This is a genomic window from Pseudoalteromonas sp. SANK 73390, from assembly GCF_054966645.1.
Window position 1 is genome coordinate 14714 of sequence record NZ_ARPN01000018.1, and the last position, 22812, is coordinate 37525.

At 39.5% G+C, this 22812-nt stretch carries 17 protein-coding genes; 15 read left to right on the forward strand and 2 right to left on the reverse strand.

The features are described from left to right. Positions 1–196: 196 nt before the first annotated feature. The gene (locus tag SANK73390_RS01870) at positions 197–775 is read right to left on the reverse strand and encodes a MarR family winged helix-turn-helix transcriptional regulator (RefSeq protein WP_462762829.1); all 579 of its coding nucleotides are present in this window, start codon (positions 773–775) and stop codon (positions 197–199) included. A gap of 108 nt (positions 776–883) precedes the next feature. Here SANK73390_RS01870 and SANK73390_RS01875 point away from each other — a divergent pair, with 108 nt between their 5' ends. Continuing rightward, a complete protein-coding gene (locus SANK73390_RS01875) occupies positions 884–1477 on the forward strand; it encodes a carboxymuconolactone decarboxylase family protein (protein WP_462762831.1) in 594 nt (197 codons plus the stop codon). Between the two features lie 252 nt (positions 1478–1729). On the opposite strand, the gene SANK73390_RS01880 is transcribed toward SANK73390_RS01875, so the two are convergent. Beyond that, the gene (locus tag SANK73390_RS01880) at positions 1730–2983 is read right to left on the reverse strand and encodes a hypothetical protein (protein WP_462762834.1); all 1254 of its coding nucleotides are present in this window, start codon (positions 2981–2983) and stop codon (positions 1730–1732) included. A 550-nt stretch (positions 2984–3533) separates the two neighbouring features. On the opposite strand from SANK73390_RS01880, the gene SANK73390_RS01885 reads away from it, so the two are divergent. The 14 genes from SANK73390_RS01885 to SANK73390_RS01950 all read left to right on the forward strand — a co-directional run bounded on the left by SANK73390_RS01885 (position 3534) and on the right by SANK73390_RS01950 (position 22203). After that, positions 3534–5948, forward strand: coding sequence for a TonB-dependent receptor (locus SANK73390_RS01885; RefSeq protein ID WP_462762836.1), 2415 nt, complete (start codon positions 3534–3536; stop codon positions 5946–5948). Between the two features lie 71 nt (positions 5949–6019). Further along, complete coding sequence (locus tag SANK73390_RS01890; RefSeq protein WP_462762839.1) at positions 6020–7588, forward strand: tetratricopeptide repeat-containing sulfotransferase family protein; 1569 nt, start codon at positions 6020–6022, stop codon at positions 7586–7588. A 405-nt stretch (positions 7589–7993) separates the two neighbouring features. Further along, positions 7994–8584 carry a transcriptional regulator BetI gene (gene betI / locus SANK73390_RS01895; RefSeq protein ID WP_462762842.1) on the forward strand — a complete coding sequence of 197 codons (591 nt, stop codon included), beginning with the start codon at positions 7994–7996 and terminating at the stop codon, positions 8582–8584. Next, entirely contained in the window at positions 8574–10073 is a 1500-nt protein-coding gene (gene betB, locus SANK73390_RS01900) for a betaine-aldehyde dehydrogenase (RefSeq protein ID WP_462762844.1), read from the forward strand. The genes betI and betB overlap by 11 nt, the downstream gene beginning before the upstream one ends. Before the next feature lie 11 nt (positions 10074–10084). Then, the gene (betA, locus tag SANK73390_RS01905; protein WP_462762846.1) at positions 10085–11752 is read left to right on the forward strand and encodes a choline dehydrogenase; all 1668 of its coding nucleotides are present in this window, start codon (positions 10085–10087) and stop codon (positions 11750–11752) included. Between the two features lie 173 nt (positions 11753–11925). Next, positions 11926–13143 carry a BCCT family transporter gene (locus SANK73390_RS01910; RefSeq protein ID WP_462762849.1) on the forward strand — a complete coding sequence of 406 codons (1218 nt, stop codon included), beginning with the start codon at positions 11926–11928 and terminating at the stop codon, positions 13141–13143. A 10-nt stretch (positions 13144–13153) separates the two neighbouring features. Continuing rightward, positions 13154–13852 (forward strand): TorF family putative porin, encoded by a 699-nt coding sequence (locus SANK73390_RS01915; RefSeq protein ID WP_462762852.1) that lies wholly within the window; start codon positions 13154–13156, stop codon positions 13850–13852. 524 nt (positions 13853–14376) lie between these two features. Further along, complete coding sequence (locus SANK73390_RS01920; RefSeq protein WP_462762854.1) at positions 14377–14853, forward strand: 2TM domain-containing protein; 477 nt, start codon at positions 14377–14379, stop codon at positions 14851–14853. A gap of 136 nt (positions 14854–14989) precedes the next feature. After that, a complete protein-coding gene (locus SANK73390_RS01925) occupies positions 14990–17059 on the forward strand; it encodes a tetratricopeptide repeat protein (RefSeq protein WP_462762857.1) in 2070 nt (689 codons plus the stop codon). A 411-nt stretch (positions 17060–17470) separates the two neighbouring features. Further along, positions 17471–17782, forward strand: coding sequence for a hypothetical protein (locus SANK73390_RS01930; RefSeq protein WP_462762859.1), 312 nt, complete (start codon positions 17471–17473; stop codon positions 17780–17782). 98 nt (positions 17783–17880) lie between these two features. Beyond that, on the forward strand, positions 17881–18963 hold the full coding sequence (locus SANK73390_RS01935) for a linear amide C-N hydrolase (RefSeq protein ID WP_462762862.1): 1083 nt from the start codon (positions 17881–17883) through the stop codon (positions 18961–18963). Between the two features lie 551 nt (positions 18964–19514). Then, positions 19515–19691 carry a transposase gene (locus tag SANK73390_RS01940; RefSeq protein ID WP_462762865.1) on the forward strand — a complete coding sequence of 59 codons (177 nt, stop codon included), beginning with the start codon at positions 19515–19517 and terminating at the stop codon, positions 19689–19691. Between the two features lie 798 nt (positions 19692–20489). Next, entirely contained in the window at positions 20490–21323 is an 834-nt protein-coding gene (locus SANK73390_RS01945) for a hypothetical protein (protein ID WP_462762867.1), read from the forward strand. Between the two features lie 10 nt (positions 21324–21333). After that, a complete protein-coding gene (locus SANK73390_RS01950) occupies positions 21334–22203 on the forward strand; it encodes a Hint domain-containing protein (RefSeq protein ID WP_462762869.1) in 870 nt (289 codons plus the stop codon). Positions 22204–22812 lie beyond the last annotated feature (609 nt).

The following is a 22812-nucleotide window of genomic DNA, read 5'->3' on the forward strand; positions in this document are numbered from 1 at the left end:
CAGATATTACAAATGAAAACAAAAAAAGCACTTTTCATCACAATTTTATTGTTAGCCATAATCGGTTGTAAAAATACCGCAACACCACCCTCTATGGCCGTGAAGTCATGTGAAAAAACCATTTTAAACTATATTAAATTTCGTGATAATGGCCCGATAAATAATTACCAAGCTTTTCGCTTATCCAGAGCTGAGGTTACTTAGTTGAACGCTTATGCCAACGAATTAACTCTTTTTGATCTCGTGTTATTGAGTGACCTTGAGCTTGCAGCTGCGACGCACTTTGTGCAAGGGCGGTTTCAGCTCGCAACTCAATTTTTTCAAGTAATGAGAGCAACAATTGCTTTTCTTGCTCATTGATGTCGGACAACACACTTGCCTCACGTTCACGCATATGACTTATAACCTGCTCATAAAGTGGTAAGCCATGTGCGCTTAGCTTAACCAATTTGCTGCGTTGCTTAGCATGGTCATTATCAGCACAAATTAACGCCAACTTCATTAAGGTATTAATTGCGCGATTCACTGAATAAGGGTCTAAACGAGATTGATATGCTATATCAGCAGCATTAATAGGTCCATATGAACCAATATTCAACAGCACTCGGATCTCTCTAGTTTCAAGTCCTGTTAAGTTTTTTATATAAGCATCTCTATCCATTGCTAACAAGTTACTCGCAACCGCAATTCGATAAGGAACATGATTATATAAATCATATGGTTGCTCTATATTTTTTGATAATTCAAAAGCTGCTTGGCGCGCTTTGTTACTCATAATCTCATCCAGTACATTAAAAGCTGCCCACATTTTAGTAGACAAGTACTTAAAAACCGCTTAAATTATGTTGCAAATGCAACATAAAAACATTAATAGGATTACATTATGGCGTTAGTTACCCCTCTCGCACAAGATGCAAACAAAGAAGTTGCAGAACTTGCAAAGTTTTTTAATGAGACCTTGGGTTTTTGTCCAAACAGCGTTTTAACCATGCAGATCCGCCCTCATATTGCCAAAGCATTTATAAACCTAAATAAAGCGGTAATGGAGAACCACGGCAAAGTAACCAGTGAATTAAAACGTCTAATTGGTTATATCACTAGCGCAAATACGGGCTGCCGATATTGTGAAGCACACACTATCTTAGCTGCCAAGCGCTATGGAGGTGATAATGACCGCTTACAAAATATTTGGCAATTTCGTGACAGTACGCTGTTTTCAGACGCCGAAAAAGCAGCATTTGAATTTGCTTTAGCTGCATCTAGCATTCCAAACGCAGTTGATCAAACGATTGAAAGTCAATTAAAGTCGCATTGGGATGATGGAGAGGTTGTTGAAATACTGGGGGTTATTTCTTTATTTGGTTACCTAAACCGCTGGAATGACTCAATGGCTACTACATTAGAAACAGGCGCTATTGATGCAGGACAAACTTACTTATCTCACAACCAGTGGCAAGTGGGTAAACACCAGTTATAAAACAGTTTGAACTTGCTGGGGTGTAACTATACACATTTAAGCACTGATAATTATAAAAATACTTGTATGAGCGTCTTGATCCAGCCTCATCACAGTGCCCCAGTAAGTTCTTCTCTAATGCATCATACATTCCTTCGGTCATTCTTGGTGATTCTAAAGAACAAACAATAAGAGAACTAGCCACTAGAGTTGTTTTAGAAACTAAAAGCCGCGCTTTTGTAGCACGGCATACATAATGACTAATACATAAGATTAATATTTGAAACGACTTGGTACAGTATCAGCTGCATTATTGCGCCCACCACACACAATGCCAGTGTCATCTAGCGCACATACATACCAGTTGTCGAAATCAATATCGATTGGGTTCACCAATTCCTGCATTTCAAACGGGCCAATTTTCGCAGGGCGCGTAGACCAAGTCGACAAGCCTCGTTCATCGTAAGAAAAAACACCTGGATAGCCAAACCTTAACTCAGTGTGAGGCAATAATTCAGGGGCTTGATAGCCACCTTCAGGTATTCTCCCCCAACACTTCGTACCTTCATCACCTTTAGCACAAGCATAGTAGTGACCAACAACTAAATGAGTTGGGTTGGTGAACAGGGGAACGTCCATGGTAAATGTGGGCTTATTAAACACCTTCTTAGCACCCCAACAGTCAATGCCGTCGTCGTGGCGAATACACGCCGCCGAAGCGCCAACTTGTATGTCTCCAGGATTGCGTAAGTCTGAATATCTTGGTGCATCTACAAAGGCGTTTCCTTTACTCCAAACACCAGACCCCCAACAAATGATTTCACCACTGTCGATAGCGCAGAAATTACGACCCACGGGGCCTACAAATACTCTTTGTGGGTCAGTGAATGACACACCTCTTGGCAATGTCTTCCAGAATGAGGTTACGGCATTGCGAGAAATATTAGTCTGCCAACACTTCACTTCTTTATCGATGATAGCGCAGCCACCTTTGATATGGATCGCGATATCTTTGACATCAAAAATAGGCTCTGGTGTTGGCGAAAACACTGTACCATCCGTGAGCTTCCAACATAAAGTACCAGTCATATCTGTACCACATGCGATATCGTGGCTTACATCCACATCAATAATGCGACTTTTCTTTTCAAAAGTAACGCTGTCACTCAAGATTTGGCTGCTATCTTGGTTGTACACACTATAATGATAACTATAACTGCCACGAGGAAAACTGGCCGGTACGTCAAGTAGCATATTGCCATCTTGATAACTTTCACCAGGTGCTAAATAAACTTCCGCTGGCACTGCGTCTACATAGGTTTTGCCATCAGGAAAGATAAGGTGACTATACACTTTAACTGAAGCATCACTAGCCCCTAAATTAGTAACCTTTTTTTGTACTTCAAGCACGCCACCTTCCTTTCTTATCGAGGGGCTTCCTACTTGAGTGCTAAGCTCTACATTTAGTTGAGCTTGAGCTGAAAGGGTAGCAAAGGCCAGCCCTGAAACGAGAATTTGAAACTTCATTGTTTACTCCAAGAAAATCATAATAGAATGTTAGTGCATAAAGGGTTGAAGTACCTAAAACACCAACAATCATTATCCTACATGATATTTAACTATTATAAATCAAAAAGTTATTAACTATCAAATCTCATTCTATCGCTTTCAATGGTGTGTACTAGCAACATATCACTTCAAGCATATGACGGGCTACGCAGGATGAGCCAAGTTAGTGCACCTATTTAACCCAATAAATACACTCTGTATATTTTCGTACCAACTATCATGTCACACAAATTGTAAAAATACGGTAATAATTAAGTTTTATGCAAAATTAATGCATATTAATTAATAATGTGAAAACTTTATTTATCATTGGTGCTAAAAATATAAAAAATATTTTAATTCATCATTTCACTATATTTTTATAAAAACCAACATTATGATGCATTAAAAGACACTTAACGTGAATATAAATTCAAATTGTTTTATTGCGTAGCTTGTCGCTTACCATAATTTATGCTTTCCTTTATGAGTATAAAAACAACAATGTACCAACGGGGATGTAAAAAACATGTTTAAACCAAGCTTACTTTCATTAGCTATATCTGGCGCGCTCACCAGTGCCTTTCTAGCTCCAACATCTGTGTATGCCGATGATACACAAGCACAACAAGACAAGTCGCTTGAAGTTATTCAAATTACAGCAACACGACGTGCCGGTTCTGTACAAGAAGCACCTTTAAATATTACCGCTCTTGATGGTGATGTTATGCAGGATCAAAATATCGGCGAACTCGCCGATGTTGCCCGTTGGGTTCCTGGTCTAACGGTCACAGATCAAGGGGGGCGCTCTGGCTCTCCCATTATAGTGCGCGGTTTGAATACTAATTCATCTGGCCCGGCTTCTGATGGTGGCACCGTTGCCACTTACATTGGTGAGATACCCGTTAGTATTGATATGCGTTTAACCGATGTTGAACGAGTTGAAGTGTTGATTGGTCCCCAAGGTACTTTATATGGTGCTGGAACTCTTGGCGGCGCCATTCGCTATATGCTTAAAGCCCCTGAGTTAGACTTAACAACGGGCAAATTGTATGGCGACTTATTCCAAAATAGCGAAAGTGATTCACTTGGTGGCGAATCAGGTTTTATTTTTAACACCCCTATCATTGCTGACGAACTCGCTATACGTGCCAGTGTCAATGTTTATAAAGACCCAGGCTTTATTGATTACAATTATGTTGTGCGTGATGCAGGCGTATCGAAACCAGATCCTGATTGGACCAACCAAAGCGATGTAGACCAAAACTTACGCAAAGCAAAAGATAATAATGGTGAAACCACCACGACTGGGCGTATATCACTGCGCTGGGCACCCAATGATTGGCTAGACAGTACCCTTAATTACTTTTATCAGAAACAAGACAGCGAAGGCCGTTCAATTGTTCATCATAACAGTCTAAATTCAAATAATGGTTTAAGTGCCCGTATTGGCAAGTACGAGTCTGCTTATCGCTACGAAGAGCCAAGAGAAAAAGAAGATTCATTACTGAGCTTAGAAATTAAAGCAGACTTAGGCTTTGCAGAGCTTGTATCCGCAACTGGCTTTTCTGAGTTTGAAGCCGATGGCCAGCGCGACCAAACCGACTTGTTAATTCGTTTAGACTACGGTTATGAAGAGTTTCCTTCATTTTCGTCATTTACCCGTGAAGTTGAAGAAGAAGAAACCTTCACGCAAGAACTGCGCTTAGTTTCTCAAGGTGACTCTGATTGGAATTGGATTGTTGGCGGGTTTTACAATAAATTTAAAAACAATGGGTCAAGCAAAGAGTATACACCCGGCTTTAGTCAGTTCGCAGTGGCTAACTTTGGCGGCGCACAAGTTCGTCCTGACAGTTTAGAATATTATTCAGCAGATCGCAGCGAAATTACAGAACAAGCAATATTTGGCGAGGTCGGCTATCAGGTCAATGATAAGTTGACTCTAACACTTGGTGCGCGCTTTTATGAATATAAAGTCGATGCAGACTCTGCCGTCGATTTCCCATTATTGAATACAGTTTTTGGTGATGCGGGCCCTGATGATGTGAACCTCGTATTTGAAAACAGTTTTGCAGAAGATGATGGCAGCTTATTTAAGTTTAATGTCAGTTATCAGTTTTCTGACACAGTTATGGCATATGCTACGGTAAGTGAAGGCTTTCGGATTGGAGGCTCAAATGGCTTAGCCCCCTGCCCAGAACCACTTCCTGCTAATCAAGCGGGCTGCGGTAAACCAAACGAAATGCTCTACCAAGACGATACCACGACCAACTACGAACTCGGCTTAAAAAGCACCTGGATGAAGAACCGCTTCCACTTTAATGCAGCCCTGTTTAATGTAGATTGGGAAGATGCTCAAATTGGTGGCGCTACTGAGATTGGGCAGCTGCCTTATACTTCTAATGCGGGATCTGCCAATGCCAAAGGGATTGAGATTGCAACACGCGCTATGCTTACAGACGCTTTTACCGCTTATGCAACTTATGCGTATACCAAAGTAGAGCTCACCGAAGATGCACCGTTTTTATTTAATACCGATGGCACAGATGGTGGTATGGATGGTGACAGGTTACCAGGCTCTCCAGAACATCAGTTTTCGTTGGGTATCAATTATCAAACTGAAATATTTAACGATAAGCTGCTAGATATTAACTACGGATTGACTGCACAAAGCGACTTTATCTCAAAAGTGGGGTTACATGATAATGGCGAAACCTTGCCAGGTTATGCATTGAGTAATATTTCAGCTAAGTTAACTGGCGATCAATGGTCTAGTACTTTGTACGTAAATAACTTATTCAACAAATATGCTTTCACATCTGTCAGGCGCAGTAAAGCAGATATTACATCCGCTAATGGTGCCAATATTCAACGTAACTACGGTCATTACTTAAACCGTCCGCTTACCGTCGGTATTAAGTTTGATTATCAGTTTGAACTGTAACTAACTACAGGTTACGCTTTTGGCTCAAACGGTGTTTGAGCCTTTTTATTTACATAAGAATAATTAACATCATGATGCCCAATGTAAAACACCTGCACCAGCAAGCCATAAAGGCTTTGAATCATGGGCAAATTCAACAAGCCCATCAATATTTAGTCACTTTAGTGCAAACAGACCCTAACCATGCCGATGGGTACTTCTTGCTAGCCATGGTAAATGTGCAAGTTGGACAAATAAAAAAAGCCATAAAGCTAATTGAAAAAGCGTTAAGTTTTTCTAAAAATACTGAGTATCAAGTTCACTTGGCAAAATGTTATGCTTTAGATGGTCAACTCTATGCTGCTAAAAAAACGGCGCAAAAAATCGCCCCTTACTTAATCAATTCCGCACTCAATGCTGACACTTTAGGCGTTGCACTCAGTCATATTGGTTTACATGAACAAGCCATAAAATACTATGAAAAAGCACTCGAACTAACCAAAACCCAACCGCAGTTTTTTTATAATTATGGGGTCTGTTGTAAGTTTCTAGGACTGTTCGACAAAGCCGAAAACGCCTTTGAACAAGCTATTACGCTTAACCCTGATCATCATCAGGCGCATTTCGCATTGTCTGATTTAACCAAGGCAGATGAAAAGAACAACCATATCACTCGCCTGATAAAGACACTTGAGCGTGCCACGCATCCTGATGCAAAATTACACATCGGCCACGCTTTAGCAAAAGAATATCAAGATACTAGCAATTATGATTTAGCCTTTCGCGCTCTAGAGCAAGGTAAATCACTTAAGCGTCAACAAACCCCGTTTGACAACGCCACCTCTGAGCAACTATTCAACACCATAACTAGTTTAAGTATGCAAAATAAGAGCGATTGCATCCACGGCGAACAAAGCAACGAGCCGATATTTGTACTTGGTATGCCTCGTTCTGGCACCACCTTGGTTGAACGTATTTTATCTAGCCACAGTGATGTAATGTCGGCTGGCGAACTACAAGACTTTGGTATTTGTACCAAGCAATTAGGCCAAACTGCCAGCCCCCATGTACTTGATGAGGCAACCATAAAAAAAGCCTATCAACTTAATTTTGCTACACTTGGACAAAGTTATTTAAGTGCAACACGAGTTGTTACTGGAAAAACGGCCCATTTCATCGACAAATTACCATTTAACTTTTTTTATGTAGACTTAATTCGCAAAGCGCTACCCAATGCCAAAATCATCTGCTTGCTGCGCAATCCACTTGATACTTGTATAGGTAACTATCGCCAGCTATTTACTATTAATAATCCATATTACCAATATTCATTAGATTTAATGGACACTGCCAAATTTTATGCACGATTTTATAAACTCATGCAACATTGGCAAGTGTTACATGGTGAACATATTAAACTGCTGCAATATGAAGAATTAGTCGCTGAGCCTGAGCAACAAATTCAAGACTTGCTAAACTACTGCAACTTACCTTGGCAAAGCCAATGTGTTGATTTTCATTTAAATACCGCAGCGGTTTCTACTGCCAGCAAAGTACAAGTTCGTCAGCCGCTCAATAGTAATTCAATTGGTCGTTGGCAAAGATTTGCACCCCATACAGATGAGATACAGACATTTTTAGAGGCGCAAGGCGTCTTTTAAGCATTGACTCATATCAACACCAAAAACCAGCTAATCAATATAATAAATGACTTCATACCCGTCCCTCTCATTTTTTAAATTAAAAACAAGCCAAGCAGCTTGCACCGTCATACCGTGTAGAAGGGTTTAAATTAAGCACAAAAATTTCATTTCGTTTGCAAGTGTTTCTGCCTTTTAGCTTTGAACTGTTAACTATTTGTACTACTTTAGGTGAAAACACGACCACCCAACCAGCTTGAACAAAAAATATTCTAGAAATTTAAAGTGGCAAAAATAATTTTAATAATCAACAAGTTAAAAAACATAAAGCGACTTGAATTTAAGCCGTATTACAAATGTCAACCTTGAAATGTAACCGCTAACCCTTTAACCTTTATCTTTATTGAACGTTCAATTAATAAAAATATGCCCAAAGTTGGAATGGAACCAGTACGTCGAGAACAGTTAATTAAGGCCACGATTGAGTCGGTTGCTGAACTTGGCTTGCAAGGTACAACTATTAATAGTATCAGCAAAAAAGCGGGATTATCATCAGGGATAATCAGCCACTACTTTGGTGGTAAGCAAGGTCTTATTGAGGCAACGGTTCGGTATTTATTATCCAGTTTAAAATACGAGCTGCTAAAACAAGTCTCACCGAGAACACCTCCTGAGCAAAGACTTATGTACATTATCGAAGCTAACTTTGCTTTAGTGCAACAACGTAAAGATACTACCCGAACGTGGCTAAGTTTTTGGGCACAGTCAATGCACGACCCAGAGTTACATCGACTGCAAAATGTAAACAGCAAGCGCTTGTACAGCAACTTGGCCAGCTCATTTAAAGAATTGATGGGCATTGATAAGGCAAAGCTCGCCGCAGAGCTAAGTGCCGCCATGATTGATGGGCTTTGGCTTAGAGCAGTATTGAGTCAATCAGATAAAGATCAATTTAAACACAGTGAACAACTCGCCAAACAGTATGTTCATTCATTAATAGCGCAGTATGGAGCCTAATATGACGACGCAAAACAATACTCAAGCCTCAATAGTGACTTATCAGAACTTTGTGCACGGTCGTCCTATGGCCAATCAAAGTGGTGCGTATTTTGAGGTGACAAACCCAGCTACTGATGAGGTGATTTATCGGGTTGAAGTGGCTGATGAGTCAATTCAACAAACCGCTATTGAAAGTGCTAAGCAAGGGTTTGCTACTTGGTCTGCTATGGCACCCATTGAGCGCAGTCGAATCTTACTCAAAGCAGTAGAGCTGCTGCGTGAGCGCAATGATGAGCTGGCTAAAATTGAAGTGCTTGATACGGGTAAACCATGGCAAGAAGCCGAATGCGTAGACGTGCAAACAGGTGCAGATGTAATAGAATATTTTGCAGGCCTCGCCCCAGCACAAGTTGGGCAACAACAAATGGTTGGTCAAGACTTTTATTATACACGCAAAGAACCGCTAGGTATTTGTGCAGGTATTGGCGCTTGGAACTACCCACTACAAATAGCATGCTGGAAATCAGGCCCAGCACTTGCAGCAGGCAATGTATTGTTGTTTAAGCCTTCTGAAGAAACACCATTAGGCGCATTAAAACTGGCTGAAATTTTCACAGAAGCAGGCATTCCTGACGGCGTATTTAATGTAGTTCAAGGTGCTGCTGAAGTAGGTCAGTGGTTAACAGCCCACCCAGATATTGAAAAAGTGTCTTTCACTGGTGAAGTGGGTACAGGTAAAAAAGTCATGACCAGTGCAGCAAGCACTTTAAAAGATGTGACTATGGAGCTTGGTGGTAAGTCCCCATTACTCGTATTTAATGATGCAGACATTACAGAAGCGGTAAGCGCTGCCATGCTAGGTAACTTTTATACTCAAGGCGAAGTTTGCACTAACTGTACACGTATTTACGTTCACAAAGATGTATACAAGCAGTTCATTAGCGAGCTTAAAACACGCACTGAAAGCAATATTATCGCCGGCGATCCTATGGACCCAGAGGTAAATCTTGGCGCGCTGATTTCAAAACCTCATCAGCAACTAGTACTTGATTATATTGCCAAAGGCATTGAAGAGGGAGCAACACTATTAACTGGTGGTAATGCGCTTAGTCCAGATTCAGCCCCTAATGGTTATTTTGTCGCTCCAACAATTTTTGTCGACTGCCAAGATGATATGACCATTGTAAAAGAAGAAATCTTTGGCCCAGTTATGAGCGTATTAGTGTTTGATGACGAGCAAGAAGCTATTACGCGTGCCAATAACACCCACTTAGGTTTAGCTGCGGGTGTATTTACCAAAGATATTCAACGCGCACACCGTGTTATTCACCAGCTACAAGCTGGGATCTGTTGGATCAATGCCTATGGAAATTCACCCGCCGAAATGCCTGTTGGTGGCTATAAACACTCAGGCATTGGTCGAGAAAATGGTATCGAAACGCTTGATCACTACACCCAAACTAAGTCGGTGTACGTAGGTATGAACAAAATCGACAGCCCGTTTTAATAGGAGACATCATGACCCAGAAATATGATTACATCATAGTTGGTGCAGGCTCCGCAGGATGCGTATTAGCTAACAGACTCACTGAGAATGGCCAGCATAAAGTATTGCTACTTGAAACCGGTGGTAGTGACAAAAGCATTTTTATTCAAATGCCTACCGCACTGTCTATTCCCATGAACACCGATAAATATGCATGGCAATTTCACACAGAGCCCGAACCATACTTAGATAATCGCAAGATGCACTGCCCCCGCGGTAAGGTACTTGGTGGGTCATCTTCAATTAACGGCATGGTTTACGTACGTGGTCATGCAAAAGATTTTGATGAATGGCAACAACACGGCGCGCAAGGTTGGGATTATCAAGCCTGTTTACCCTATTTTAAAAAAGCAGAGTCTTGGTACTTAGGTGAAAATGCGCACCGTGGCTCAGAAGGGCCATTGGGTGTTAATAATGGTAACGAAATGGCAAACCCACTTTACCGTGCCTTTATTGAAGCGGGCCAACAAGCTGGCTATGCCAAAACTAACGACTACAACGCTGCGCAGCAAGAAGGCTTTGGCCCGATGCATATGACGGTTAAAAATGGCCGCCGCTGCTCTGCAAGCCGTGCCTATTTAGACCCAATCAAGCGTCGCAGTAATTTGACTATCGTCACTGGTGCTCAGGCCCAACGCGTGCTACTCAAAAAGAAGCAGGCACAAGGGGTTGAGTACAAATTAAAAGGTAAAGTGGTCACCGCCCATGCCCGCAGAGAGGTCATATTAAGTGCAGGCCCAATTGGTTCACCACATTTACTTCAGCTCTCAGGTATTGGTGATAAAAACATACTTGAGAAAGCTGGCGTAGAAGTGCAACACCACTTACCTGGCGTCGGTCAAAACCTACAAGATCACTTGGAGTTTTATTTTCAATACAAGTGTAAACAACCTATCACGCTAAATGGAAAACTAGGGCTAGTGTCTAAAGGTTTAATTGGTGCACGTTGGTTACTGACTAAAGATGGCTTAGGGGCTACCAATCACTTTGAGTCTTGTGCGTTTATTCGCTCAAAACCAGGGGTTGAATGGCCAGATTTACAATACCACTTTTTACCAGCAGCTATTCGCTACGATGGGAAAAGTGCATTCGCAGGCCACGGCTTCCAAGTTCATGTTGGTCATAACAAGCCTAAAAGCCGAGGCACGGTTACCATTGCATCAAGTAACCCTGATGACGCGCCAAAAATACAGTTTAACTATCTTCAACACCAAGCAGACATCGAAGGCTTTAGAGCCTGTGTGCGCCTGACACGTGAAATTATCGAACAAAGTGCTTTTGATGACTACCGTGATGATGAAATTCAACCGGGTAAAAACATACAAACCGATGAACAAATTGATACCTTTGTACGTCAAGCGGTAGAAAGCGCTTACCACCCTTCTTGTTCATGCAAAATGGGAGAAGATGCACTAGCGGTGGTTGATTCATACACCAAAGTGCACGGTATAAACAGTTTGCGAGTGGTGGACTCTTCTATTTTCCCAACGATACCTAACGGCAATTTAAATGCGCCCACGATTATGGTAGCGGAAAAAGCAGCCGATCATATTTTAGGTAAAAGCACATTGGCTAATCCAGATGCAACGGTAGCCATGGAGCCACAATGGCAAAGCCGTCAGCGTAGTTCCCAGTTTTAAATTTGCCACTTGCCTAGGTAGCATTACTTAGGCAAGAGCTTGCCGTGGCGTGCGGGATAAATTGGTTATCCCAAGGTGATTGGCCTATTCAATCACTTAAGCATTAATGCAAGATTATAGAAAAACAAACGGAGAAATAATGAGTTATTTTTACTTATTTTGGGAGGGTGACAATGACCATATGGCTTAGTGCTGGTATTATTTTCACTCTATTAGCGATTGCTTTAGTGTTGTTTAAATGGGGTAATTTACAGTGTGTTGGCGTAACACCAGTTAAAACGTTTACGTTTATCGCCATACTATTTACGTCAGGCTTAGATGTCGGACTAATCATGTTTCCTCTTACTGAATTTGCGGGTTACGCAGACATAAAAGCAAGCCCAGAGTATGCGTTTGCAAACCCACTGGCCATCGAGTTTGGTTTTTGGGGGTTTTTAATCTGGGGATTTTACTTCCTCACCTGTTTTTATTTCTGCGTAATAGAACCCAAAGTGAAATTTTTTGAAATTCCTTTGGTGAAGTTAATTAATAATGTAATCATTATTGGTACCTGTGCATTTACTGCATATTTACTGCTTTCAAACCTGCCTTGGTACCTACCTCAGGTTGGCGATGGTAGTTCTATTATTCCTACTTTTTACTTATTAGTCTTTGCGGCAATATGCTTTGCTGTTTATTCGAGCACCAGTTTAAAATACGTACGCTTTTTAAGTATTTCGACCACTTGGATGTTTATCGCCTTAATTGCATATATGTGGGCTGCGGCATTTATATTTGGCGATAGCGGTATGGGAGAATTTGCCAATAAATTTGCCCTAATTGGTGATTACTTTGGACATATTAATGAGTTTGTACTCCCTCTCAATGATTATCATGAATTTTACTTATTTTGGTGGTTTGCATGGAGTATTATGATTGGGCAATTCACTTCGCGCTTTGTCGGTGGCCTTAAAACATATCAAGTGCTCGGTGCTATGTTGATATTCCCATCAATACCAATCGCAATATGGTTTAGTGTGTTATATCACTATCATGAAGCAGGCATTCCAACTGAAGGCATTAAAAACTTTGCCATGGTGTTTGTCGGTGTCGTCTTTGTGATTAACTCACTCGATTCACTCATTCGCTTATATACAGACAACCTAAATTTAACTGTAAAACGTTTAGGTATGCGCAACTACATGCTATTTAACATTGTTGCGCTATCGTTATTAACGCTATTGTTCAAACTCGAGTTTTTACAAATTCAATGGGTTGGCGCGTTAGTAATTGGTTTATTCTTCTCATGTGCCGCATATATCGGCTATGGCAAGTTTAAAACCGTAAGCCAAATTGACAGTTCACCTGAAGACAACAAAATTGATTACAGCAAAATTGAAACTGCTAGCTAAGGATTACCAAATGACAACAACTAGAACTCTACTATTAAGCGCACTAACATTGGCTTCTAGCCATGCAATGGCTAATTGGTCAACAACCGTTACTGCTGCTTCTGACTATACCTTTAACGGTGTAAGTCAAACCAAAAACGACCCAGCTTTGCAAGCAAGTCTTGATTATGGTTTTGACAACGGCGTATATGCAGGCACTTGGGCATCAAATGTAGACTTTGCTAACGACACAAACCTTGAGTGGGACTTTTACGTCGGTAAATATGTAACACTCAATGATAGCTGGAGCGCAGATTATGGTATCGCCTATTACAGCTACCATGGTGATAGTAGCTCTGATGATGGAAACTACCCAGAAGTTTACACTAAGTTTGGTTTTGCCAACTCTCTGGGCCAAACTGAATTCAACTTTTGGTATAGCTGGGATTACTTTGGCACTGGGGCAGATCATACTATAGCAATGATTGCACACAGCATTGAAGTAGCGCCAGGCCATACACTACGTGCAAGCTTTGACATATCTAACTCATTAGATGGTGACAAATACATGTGGGATGCAGGTGACAAATCATATAACCACTATCGTCTTGCGTACCAAACTAGCTATGAAGGCTTCAATATTGAAGTTGCTGCTGAAAATACCAGCTTAGACTACAACACTGCTGATGAGCGAATTGTATTAAGCGCATCTCGCACATTTAGTTTATAAATTTACAAGTCTTCTACTACTTGTATGTAAGGCCAAGCGAAAGCTTGGCCTTTTTATGTTTCAAAAGTCATAATTTAAGCATCGGCTAAAAACACATTAAATAATACACTTTACAACCAAGAATTTTGCTTGCCAGCCTGTATTCAATCCATCACACTGAGTAACCTCAGCTCTGGATAAGAGAATTTGCCCAATAAAGCTATTTTTCCCACTATCTACGTTGCTTTTACTTGTTATAGTCAGCTATTACTGCATAAAATCGCCTTGATATTGACCAAAACATCGTCATTGGATGATAAATATATGAGTTATTACGTAGTTACTATTTCAAAACCCTTATCCAAACCTAAGGTTAAGTAAACAACTAGACGCACTTTTTAAAAAGTGTATCAGATCCTGTTTTAATTATTCGCTTAACTTATTGAAAAATAAACTTTGTCATACTAATAACGCATTGATGACGCACCCAATTTAGGCCCAGCTTTAGTAGGCTCTTATTAAGCACAACAGCAAGGACTAACACAGTGATTACGAGAAAACTAAGATTACAAAGAGCATGGTCACAAGAGCAACTAGCACAGCTCAGTGGCTTGAGCCTGAGAACAATTCAGCGTATAGAGCAAGGCCATAAGCCTAGTTTAGAATCACTAAAGTCTTTAGCTGCTGTTTTTGAAACTACTGTGGCTGATCTTCAGCAGGAGCTTAACATGAAAAATACGCATTCCAATATCAATATAACTGAGGAAGAACATGAGGTGATTGAACAAGTCAGGGCCATTAAGGGTTTTTACGGGCATCTGATCACCTACGTGGTCACTATTATATTGTTATTCATACTTAATTATATAATTTCACCTGAATATATTTGGGCTTGGTGGGCCGCACTTGGCTGGGGCATTGGTATTATCAGTCATGGCATTACTACCTTCGAGATTTTTAATTTATTTGGCCCTAGTTGGGAAAAGCGCCAAATAGAAAAACGTCTAGGTAGGAAGTTATAGTCATTAAGCAGCACTTGCCAATTGAGTGCTGCTTTACTTTGCTCGAAAGGTCGTTATTACAAGTACACCCAGCTCGCAAATAAAGCAAATTAATCTAAACTTAGACGAAGATGTAACCAGCAGTAAGTAACGCTTAATGAAAGCTTGTATTTGGGTATTTCTTTCCTCGTTGTTTTTACTTTCTTTGCCAACAACCGCAAAGCTTCCTGATGAAGCATTCAGCCAGTTACGTGCACAAGTGAGTAAGGCCGGTGGTAAGTCACCATTAACAGGCATTGACAAAATTGATCAGATAATTAACGAGCATAACCACCAGCTTGCTAAAGCACAAAAAATTAGATTGCTGTATATAAAATCATGGTATCAAATTAACGCAGATAGGTTAGAGGCAGCAATAGAGACTCTCGCTCAAACTCGCCTAATGGCCAGAGACATAGACGAACCAGGCATTTTATATAGTTACTACAGTATTTCTGCCAGTGCTTTTGCCAACGTTGAACTATACGATTTAGCGCTGGAAAATAATTTAAAAGCGTACCAAGAAGCTCCTTTATTAAATCGCCCACAATTTATCAGCCAAACAGAGAACAATATTGGGCACGTTTATTTAAAACTGGGCTTATTAGACGAAGCAGAGCATTATTTTCAGCGCTTTTACGACTTTGCCGTACAAAAGGATATGCCATCTCAACAAGCTACAGGATTGAATAATTTAGGGGAAGTCGCCTATTTAAGAGGCAAATTAGACAAAGCGCAGCAATTTCATGAGCAATCATTAACAATTCGTAAAGCAAATGGCTATGACTATCACTTATCTTGGTCTTTATATAATTTAGGTAGAGTATATGCCAGCAAAAAAAACTTTAAACTCGCAGAGCAGTACCTCAAAGACGCGATAGTTAGTTGGCGCAATAACAACGCACTATCAAAAACGGTGCAACCCTTATTAGAGTTAGCGAGCATTTACTTAAGTCAAAATCGCATCGATGAAGCCAATACCACACTTGATAAAACCATCATGCTTGCGACAAAACATAACCATCTAATTCCACAACAAAAAGCTTTTAGACTACAAAGTAAGCTTAACACCCAAACTGGCAACTTAAAGCAAGCCCTACAGGCCCTTGAACAATACAACGCAGTGACTGAGAAGTTTGCTAAAAAACAAGCATCGATTGGGTTGGCATATATGGTGTCGCAAACAGAGCTACAAACTAAAGAAATAGAACTAAAAGAAGTAGAGCAGGAACGCAGAATCGCCGTAGCAACGTCCAATGCACAGCGCCGTCAAGGCTGGATTATTCTAGCCAGTGCAATTGCTATAATCATCATGTCGTCTGGCTTTATATACCGACTGAATAAGCGAAAAAGCCAACTACAAACCCTAATAGTACGTTTAGAGAACACCCAAGAAAAGCTGATTGAATCTGAAAAAATGCGAGCCATGACAACATTGGTTTCGGGAATGGCGCACCAACTTAATACCCCCTTGGGGTTAGTCATAACGGCTGACTCAACGTTAAAATCTTTAATAGAGCAACTCGCTGAGCAATTTTCAAAGCAAACTTTAACTGAAAAGCGGCTTTCACAATTTATAAATCAAGCTAACGAACTTGCTACGTTGAGTCAAAAAAACAGTGAAAAGGCAGCAGATATGGTTCAGCGGTTTAAAATGATGTCTGCAAAATTACAAATAAGCGAACTCAGTGACTTCCCATTACTTACGTTCTTATCAGAAAATACCCACATCTTGATTACCTCTGAACATAAAAATGTTGCTTTCAACTTAAAAGGGCACAATGTAAACGTCACCAACTATGCACCCGTTTTACTTAAAGTTATAGCCCAGCTTATTGAAAATTCAGTTAAACACGGCTTCACCGATACAAAAGAGCCACAAATAGATATTGAAGTTGAACAAGATGACAGCAATCAAGTCATCATTCATTACAAAGATAATGGAACGGGTATCCCGATAGACAAACGCAAACAAGTGTTCGACCCCTTTTACACCACGCGCTTAGGAGAAGGAAGCTTAGGTTTGGGGTTAAATGTCATTTACAATTCTGTTGTGCATATCATGAATGGGCAAGTCGAATGTATAGAGGACTCCCAAGGTGCTCATTTTGTTATTCGAATACCAAAAGGGATAGACAATAATGTGGATTTACAACCCTACCCTATTGAAGCTCACTGTGAATTGTGAATTGTGAATTGTGAATTGTATTAATAAAACAATCAGGCTAGGGTTGTATGCCCTAGAGACTGTTGAATTTTGTATATTTTAATACTCAACAACACTTTATTGGCAAGTATTAAATACTGCGTTACGAACCCAAAGTTATTTCACAACTAAAAGTGGATGCTCATTGCCAATGCAGCCTCTACAAATACTACTATTTCATTATGTTAAATTATTTGATTGGTTTTTCACCTCAAATGTACACCACCATGCAGAAATATTAATAATTTCATAATTAAGACCGATTTTCATATTGCATATATCAAAATAAATAATTAGTCATAAAAAACAAACACTTGAATTATATAACTATGAGCATAAAATACACCCTGAGCTAGAATTAAAACTCTAATTTACTTTTCTTAAGGATGAAAAATGAAAAAGTTACTACTTGCGATCACCGCTACACTCTCACTAAGTGCACTTGCTAATACTGAACAAGCATTATCTCCTGCAGCAGAAAAAAGCATAAAAATTGTTGCTATTGGCCAAAGCGGCTGGGATCCAATTTGGCGAGAGCCTACTTGTAGCATCGAAAAAACAGATGAAGACGCCGTAGGTAATGCATACATGATTAACCACTATGATATGTGCTTGTGTCAAAATAGCAAAAAGTCTAGCTACTTGATTGAAGACACACAGCAAAACCCGAAACAAGAAGCAATTATCTGTTATATCGAACAATAACCAAAACGCTGAGCTTCGTGCTCAGCGCATGTAATAAGGCGTAATAGCTATCCTTCGGTTGCACTTTTATACTCTTTATGAACTTCAAGGAGAATACTATGTGTACCAATTTTGTTATTACAGCTATTGACCTCGACACCCAAAAATCCAACTCTAATTCCAGCATAAATGCTGTTATTGTCGGCAGAACAATGGAGTTTGGTGAACAATCCGTTGCCGATGGGCAAATTGTAATATTACCTAAAGGTGAGCAACCCTACTCTTATGGCAGTACCAATGCACACCACCAATACGATATCGTGGGTGTAAATATAAAAGATGACAAAGCGCCAGTATTAGCCAATTGCTTATCTGATGGCATGAATGAACAAGGCCTAACATGTGGCTCGTTATGGCTGCCGGGGTCTGAATACATCACATCATCTAACTTTAAAGAAAATGGCATACCTGTTTACCTATTTAACAATTGGGTATTAGGTAACTTTAGCTCTACTGAAAAAGTAAAACAGGCTATAACATCGGGTGATTACCGTTTTTACGAAGTTGATGGCTATCCGCTGCCGCTGCACTTTCCTATTACAGACAGTGCAGGCAAAAGCATTGTGGTAGAGTTCACATCCAGTGATGGGTTGCCTAGTGTTTATGACAATCATGTTGGTGTATTAACTAATGCGCCTACTTTTCCCGAACAGCTCGCTAATCTAAATCACATGGCTAGGTTGCATAAATTTAGCCCTTACAACCCTTCTCAAGTACAGTGCCCAATACTTTCACCACAAGGTGAGGGATATGGCCTGTCAGGGTTACCCGGTGATCCTATCCCTGCGTCACGATTTGTAAAAACAGCTGTTTTAAAGCAATTTGCAACCGATGCACAAGCCGGATACCACATAAAAACAGCAAAAGACGCTAAAACGCTTGCCTATCACTTAATTAACTCCGTTGATTTAGCAAAAGGTGTAACTCGTTATGGCGACGCTCAAAATAGTACTGGTAGTGACTATACGCAATGGGTTGTTGTTAAAGACCTAACCCATGGCGAGTATCAAATTCGTAAGTATGACTCACCTATTCCGTATACAATTAGCTTTGATGCGATTAAGCAACAAAGCTTCACTCAAGCGCAATATATTGATGTTCCAAATAATATTGAAGCATTACCTCTTATTACCAGCAAGTGATCTTAATCAAAAATAAATAGGCTGCTTTCTTTTATGCGGTCTTTTTATTGTTCAACTAAAAGCTGTTCTCTTGTATATACCGACAATACACTCTCGTTAACACAACATGAAATGTGCTTAAAATCAAATAAGTATAAAACTCACCAGACTCCATAATAAGGAACTGGTAATGAAAAAATGCCAATTAGTCTATCCTGATACCAATTTAATTCTTTGAATTACTGAAGATCTAAGCAGTCTTACGGCCCTAAAATTGCAACTTTTTTGTAAATCACACAACCAAAACATTGTAATTTGAGTATAAAAAATGAAACCAAAGTCGACCCCTAATGCACCACAAAAACGATTATTTGAGCTCGAACGCGTTGATATTGTTTTACCACGTCATGAGTGAGTGAAACTTGCAAACTCATTGATTGGCAACGCCTATACATTGAATTTAGGCAGCACTATAGCGATAAAAGCGCTGGCGCAAAGCCCATTTGTCTTCTCTTCCGGCTTGAATATCTTAAACAAACCCACAAATTGTCAGACGAAAATACGGTGGCAATGTGTGTAAAAGCCCTTCTTGGCAATATTTTTATGGCATGCAATTTTTTACTCACGAGCCGCCTTGTGACCCAAGTTCAATGACGTGCTTTCGTAAGCGAATAGGTGAGCATGGCGCAGAGTTGATGCTATCGTTGACGCTGGTCTTCAAAGTAAGACGATTAAACCGTCCAGTTTGAGAGACGTTGTCGAAGATAGCACGGTGATGGTGAAAAATATTTGCCATCTAACGGACAGCAAACTGCTAGATAAATGTCGTAGTAACCGGATTGGGTTTGCTAAAAAGTGTGGCATTGCTCTCGCCAAAGTTACAACCGACTAAGCCAAGGTCTGAGCAAAAAGTTGGGTAATAGATTGAGGCAGTGCTGGCAGGCGTGGGCCAAAACTGTCGTAAAACGCTAGCGAGACAATGGCTTTTTTATGCCTGGATTTTATATCAGCGGATAACAAAGATAAGCATAACGCTCAGTCTTGATGAAGCCGTTCAAAAAATGCCTGAGCACAAAAGCATTAATATTTAGAATCGACTAGTTAGTTATTTGGTAACAAAGCAAAAAGAAATAGTAACCAAACTTTAGAACATAACCAGTTGCTCCATTTATATAATTTTTTAAATTTATTGTTTAAAAAATCAAAACCTCAAAAACCAAGCATAATAAAAAACAATAATTAAAAAAACAAAATAACATTAACCTCCACTCTATTTCATGGTCAAACCATTCTGCAAAATGCATTATTGCACATACACAATAGTGAAAATCAAAAAAACCTATAATAAAAAACAAAACAAAGTAAAAACACATTAAAAACAACTGTTGCCAATAAATATACTAGACGATAACATTTGTAACGTTGGGTTAAATCGCCTTTGAGGTGAGTTAATCATAAATTGCAACCCCAACTTTTAATTCAAGGATGTCGAAGCTTAAATTAAATAGTGAAGACATTTTATTTAATTATTTAAATGGAAATTAAGCGTGAAAAATAAACTCTATATCTTACCGCTTGCATTAACATGTGCAACGGCTACCATACCAATATCCGCAGCCGAACAATATGAAAGCTGTAATGCAATCCTCGCTCATAACGCTTTAAATGTTTATGAGAACACAATGTTTTTCAGAACTAAGATAGCGCTAAAGAAGTGGATTTGTAGCTCAGATTTTAGTTCGGATGATTCCGCTCGCAATTTAGCAAAAGACGCAGCGCGCATTTTTTCTGTAGATGGACACGTTGGTGGCCTTAATAGGTGGAAAAATAAAAATTGCTCGACCGATGACAAATCATATCAAGGCAGCAAAGCAACTCATGCACTCATTCAATCAGCAAGCATCAGCACAGTGTCTGCATGGTCTCAATGTATGCAAGAAGTCAATGATAGCCCTCTATCATGTCATGCCGAACAAGCTGGTAATGCACTTGTCGTGAATATCGATGCCAACTCTATTAATGGTAGCTTAGTAAATGTAACAAATTACACTACTAACCTCACGCCTGAAGCTGACGAGCCTACAATCATCGAGCAAGGCTTAACAAGCATTCGCTACCAAATCAATGACAAAAACACTGAATCATATTTTGAATTAAACGGAAATGATGATAATGGTTCGGTGTCTTGCTCATATTCACCCCCGCCTAGGCCCACGATTGAAAGAGAAGCATGCGAAGTATTTCGAAAACAATCTTTCATACAAAACAAAATCTCTGCACGCGAGTACGAGTTTATGAAAGAACATGACAAGGTGCCTTTATTCGACTATCAGGATGGCCGTTTTATAGGAATGTTTACCTGTGATGGCTTCATACAATAAGGAGAATAAGATGAAATTAAAGCTAATTGTACTTTCAACAGCAGCCACACTATTAACCAGCATGGTCGCTCAAGCACAGATGGTGGGTGTTAGTAAAAGGTGTGAAACTGACTCTCTCAGTATTTCTCAAGCTAAAGGCCGTAACGATTGGGCCAAAGAATGTAGGAAAATTTCACCAAGAACTCATGATTTTTATATGAATGATGATTATGGCCGACAACGAGCGAGACCTATTTATCCAACTTTTATAAAAGGAACGAATCATACCCTAGGCTGGATCGCGCCAACCACAAAAAATGCCTCTTGTAATGTACCAGCAGGTTACCTTCCAAATGTGCAATGTCAAGCGTCATGTTACACACCAGACCAAAAGCTCTTGTTTGCTGAAGGGGAGCTCACAATATTTGACGCTTTTACTCGAAAAGTGAGTAAGATTGTTACCTTAGGTGATGATGCCAGCCTCGATAACATCACTTATACTGTTAGAGATCTTAAAGCATATAGTGAATCCCTTGTTGATGTTTCACACGAGATCTTAGTCATCAAAACAAAAAATGGAGGGTCTTTAAAAGTAACGCCTAATCACCCACTACTCTTATCGTCTGGACAAATGAGAAATGCAGAAAACATTCAAATTGGCGACTCACTGATAGCCGAAAGTGGTGATTTTGACGAAATAACCGCAATTGAAGAAATTGAGTTCTATGGAAAGGTATATAACGTAGAGCCAAATTCAAATGGTGAACATGAAGTTATTTTGAATGGCCAAATTGTTGTTGCACAAGGTTTCTTGTCAGGATCTATGTATTACCAAAACACTGGCTTTAACTATGTAGATAAATACCTCCTACGTGACACCCTGCCTGATGATTTAATTTAGAATTAATTATATTTTAGGTTGATGATGAACCCCGTTTTATTTTCGGGGTTTATTTTCTTGGATATTTTTATCATCAAAAATCTTTAACAATACCACTATTAATTTTTTTTCTATCAAACTAAAACAAGCTATAAAGCATGTAAAATCAGCTTACCCTGCCTGACTTATAATAATTAACCTCATTTAAATTTTATGATAATTAAAGTTAAAACTACATTTATAACTTTCGTTCATTTCACACCCATTTTCAATAGCTAACCACTTACCAGAAAACATATAAATCACATTGCATGTGTGAACTTTAACTAAAAAATAAAGCCACCCACCTTATTAAAGACACTATTTTAAAAAAGGAAAATTCAAAACAAAATTAACACAAAAAAACACACACCACACATAAGAACTATTTTTATAAAAATCATAATTTTATTTAGTTTACATTTATTGTATAAAAACAAAGAGAACTAAAAAAACCAAAAAAACCACGACTAAAAATAAACAAAAAAACCAAACTATCATGAAAAAATAACCTTACAACACAAACAACTGGGGAAATAAAGAGAAAAAAAGCACAACAATCTAAAAAACAAAAATATGAAAAACCATATA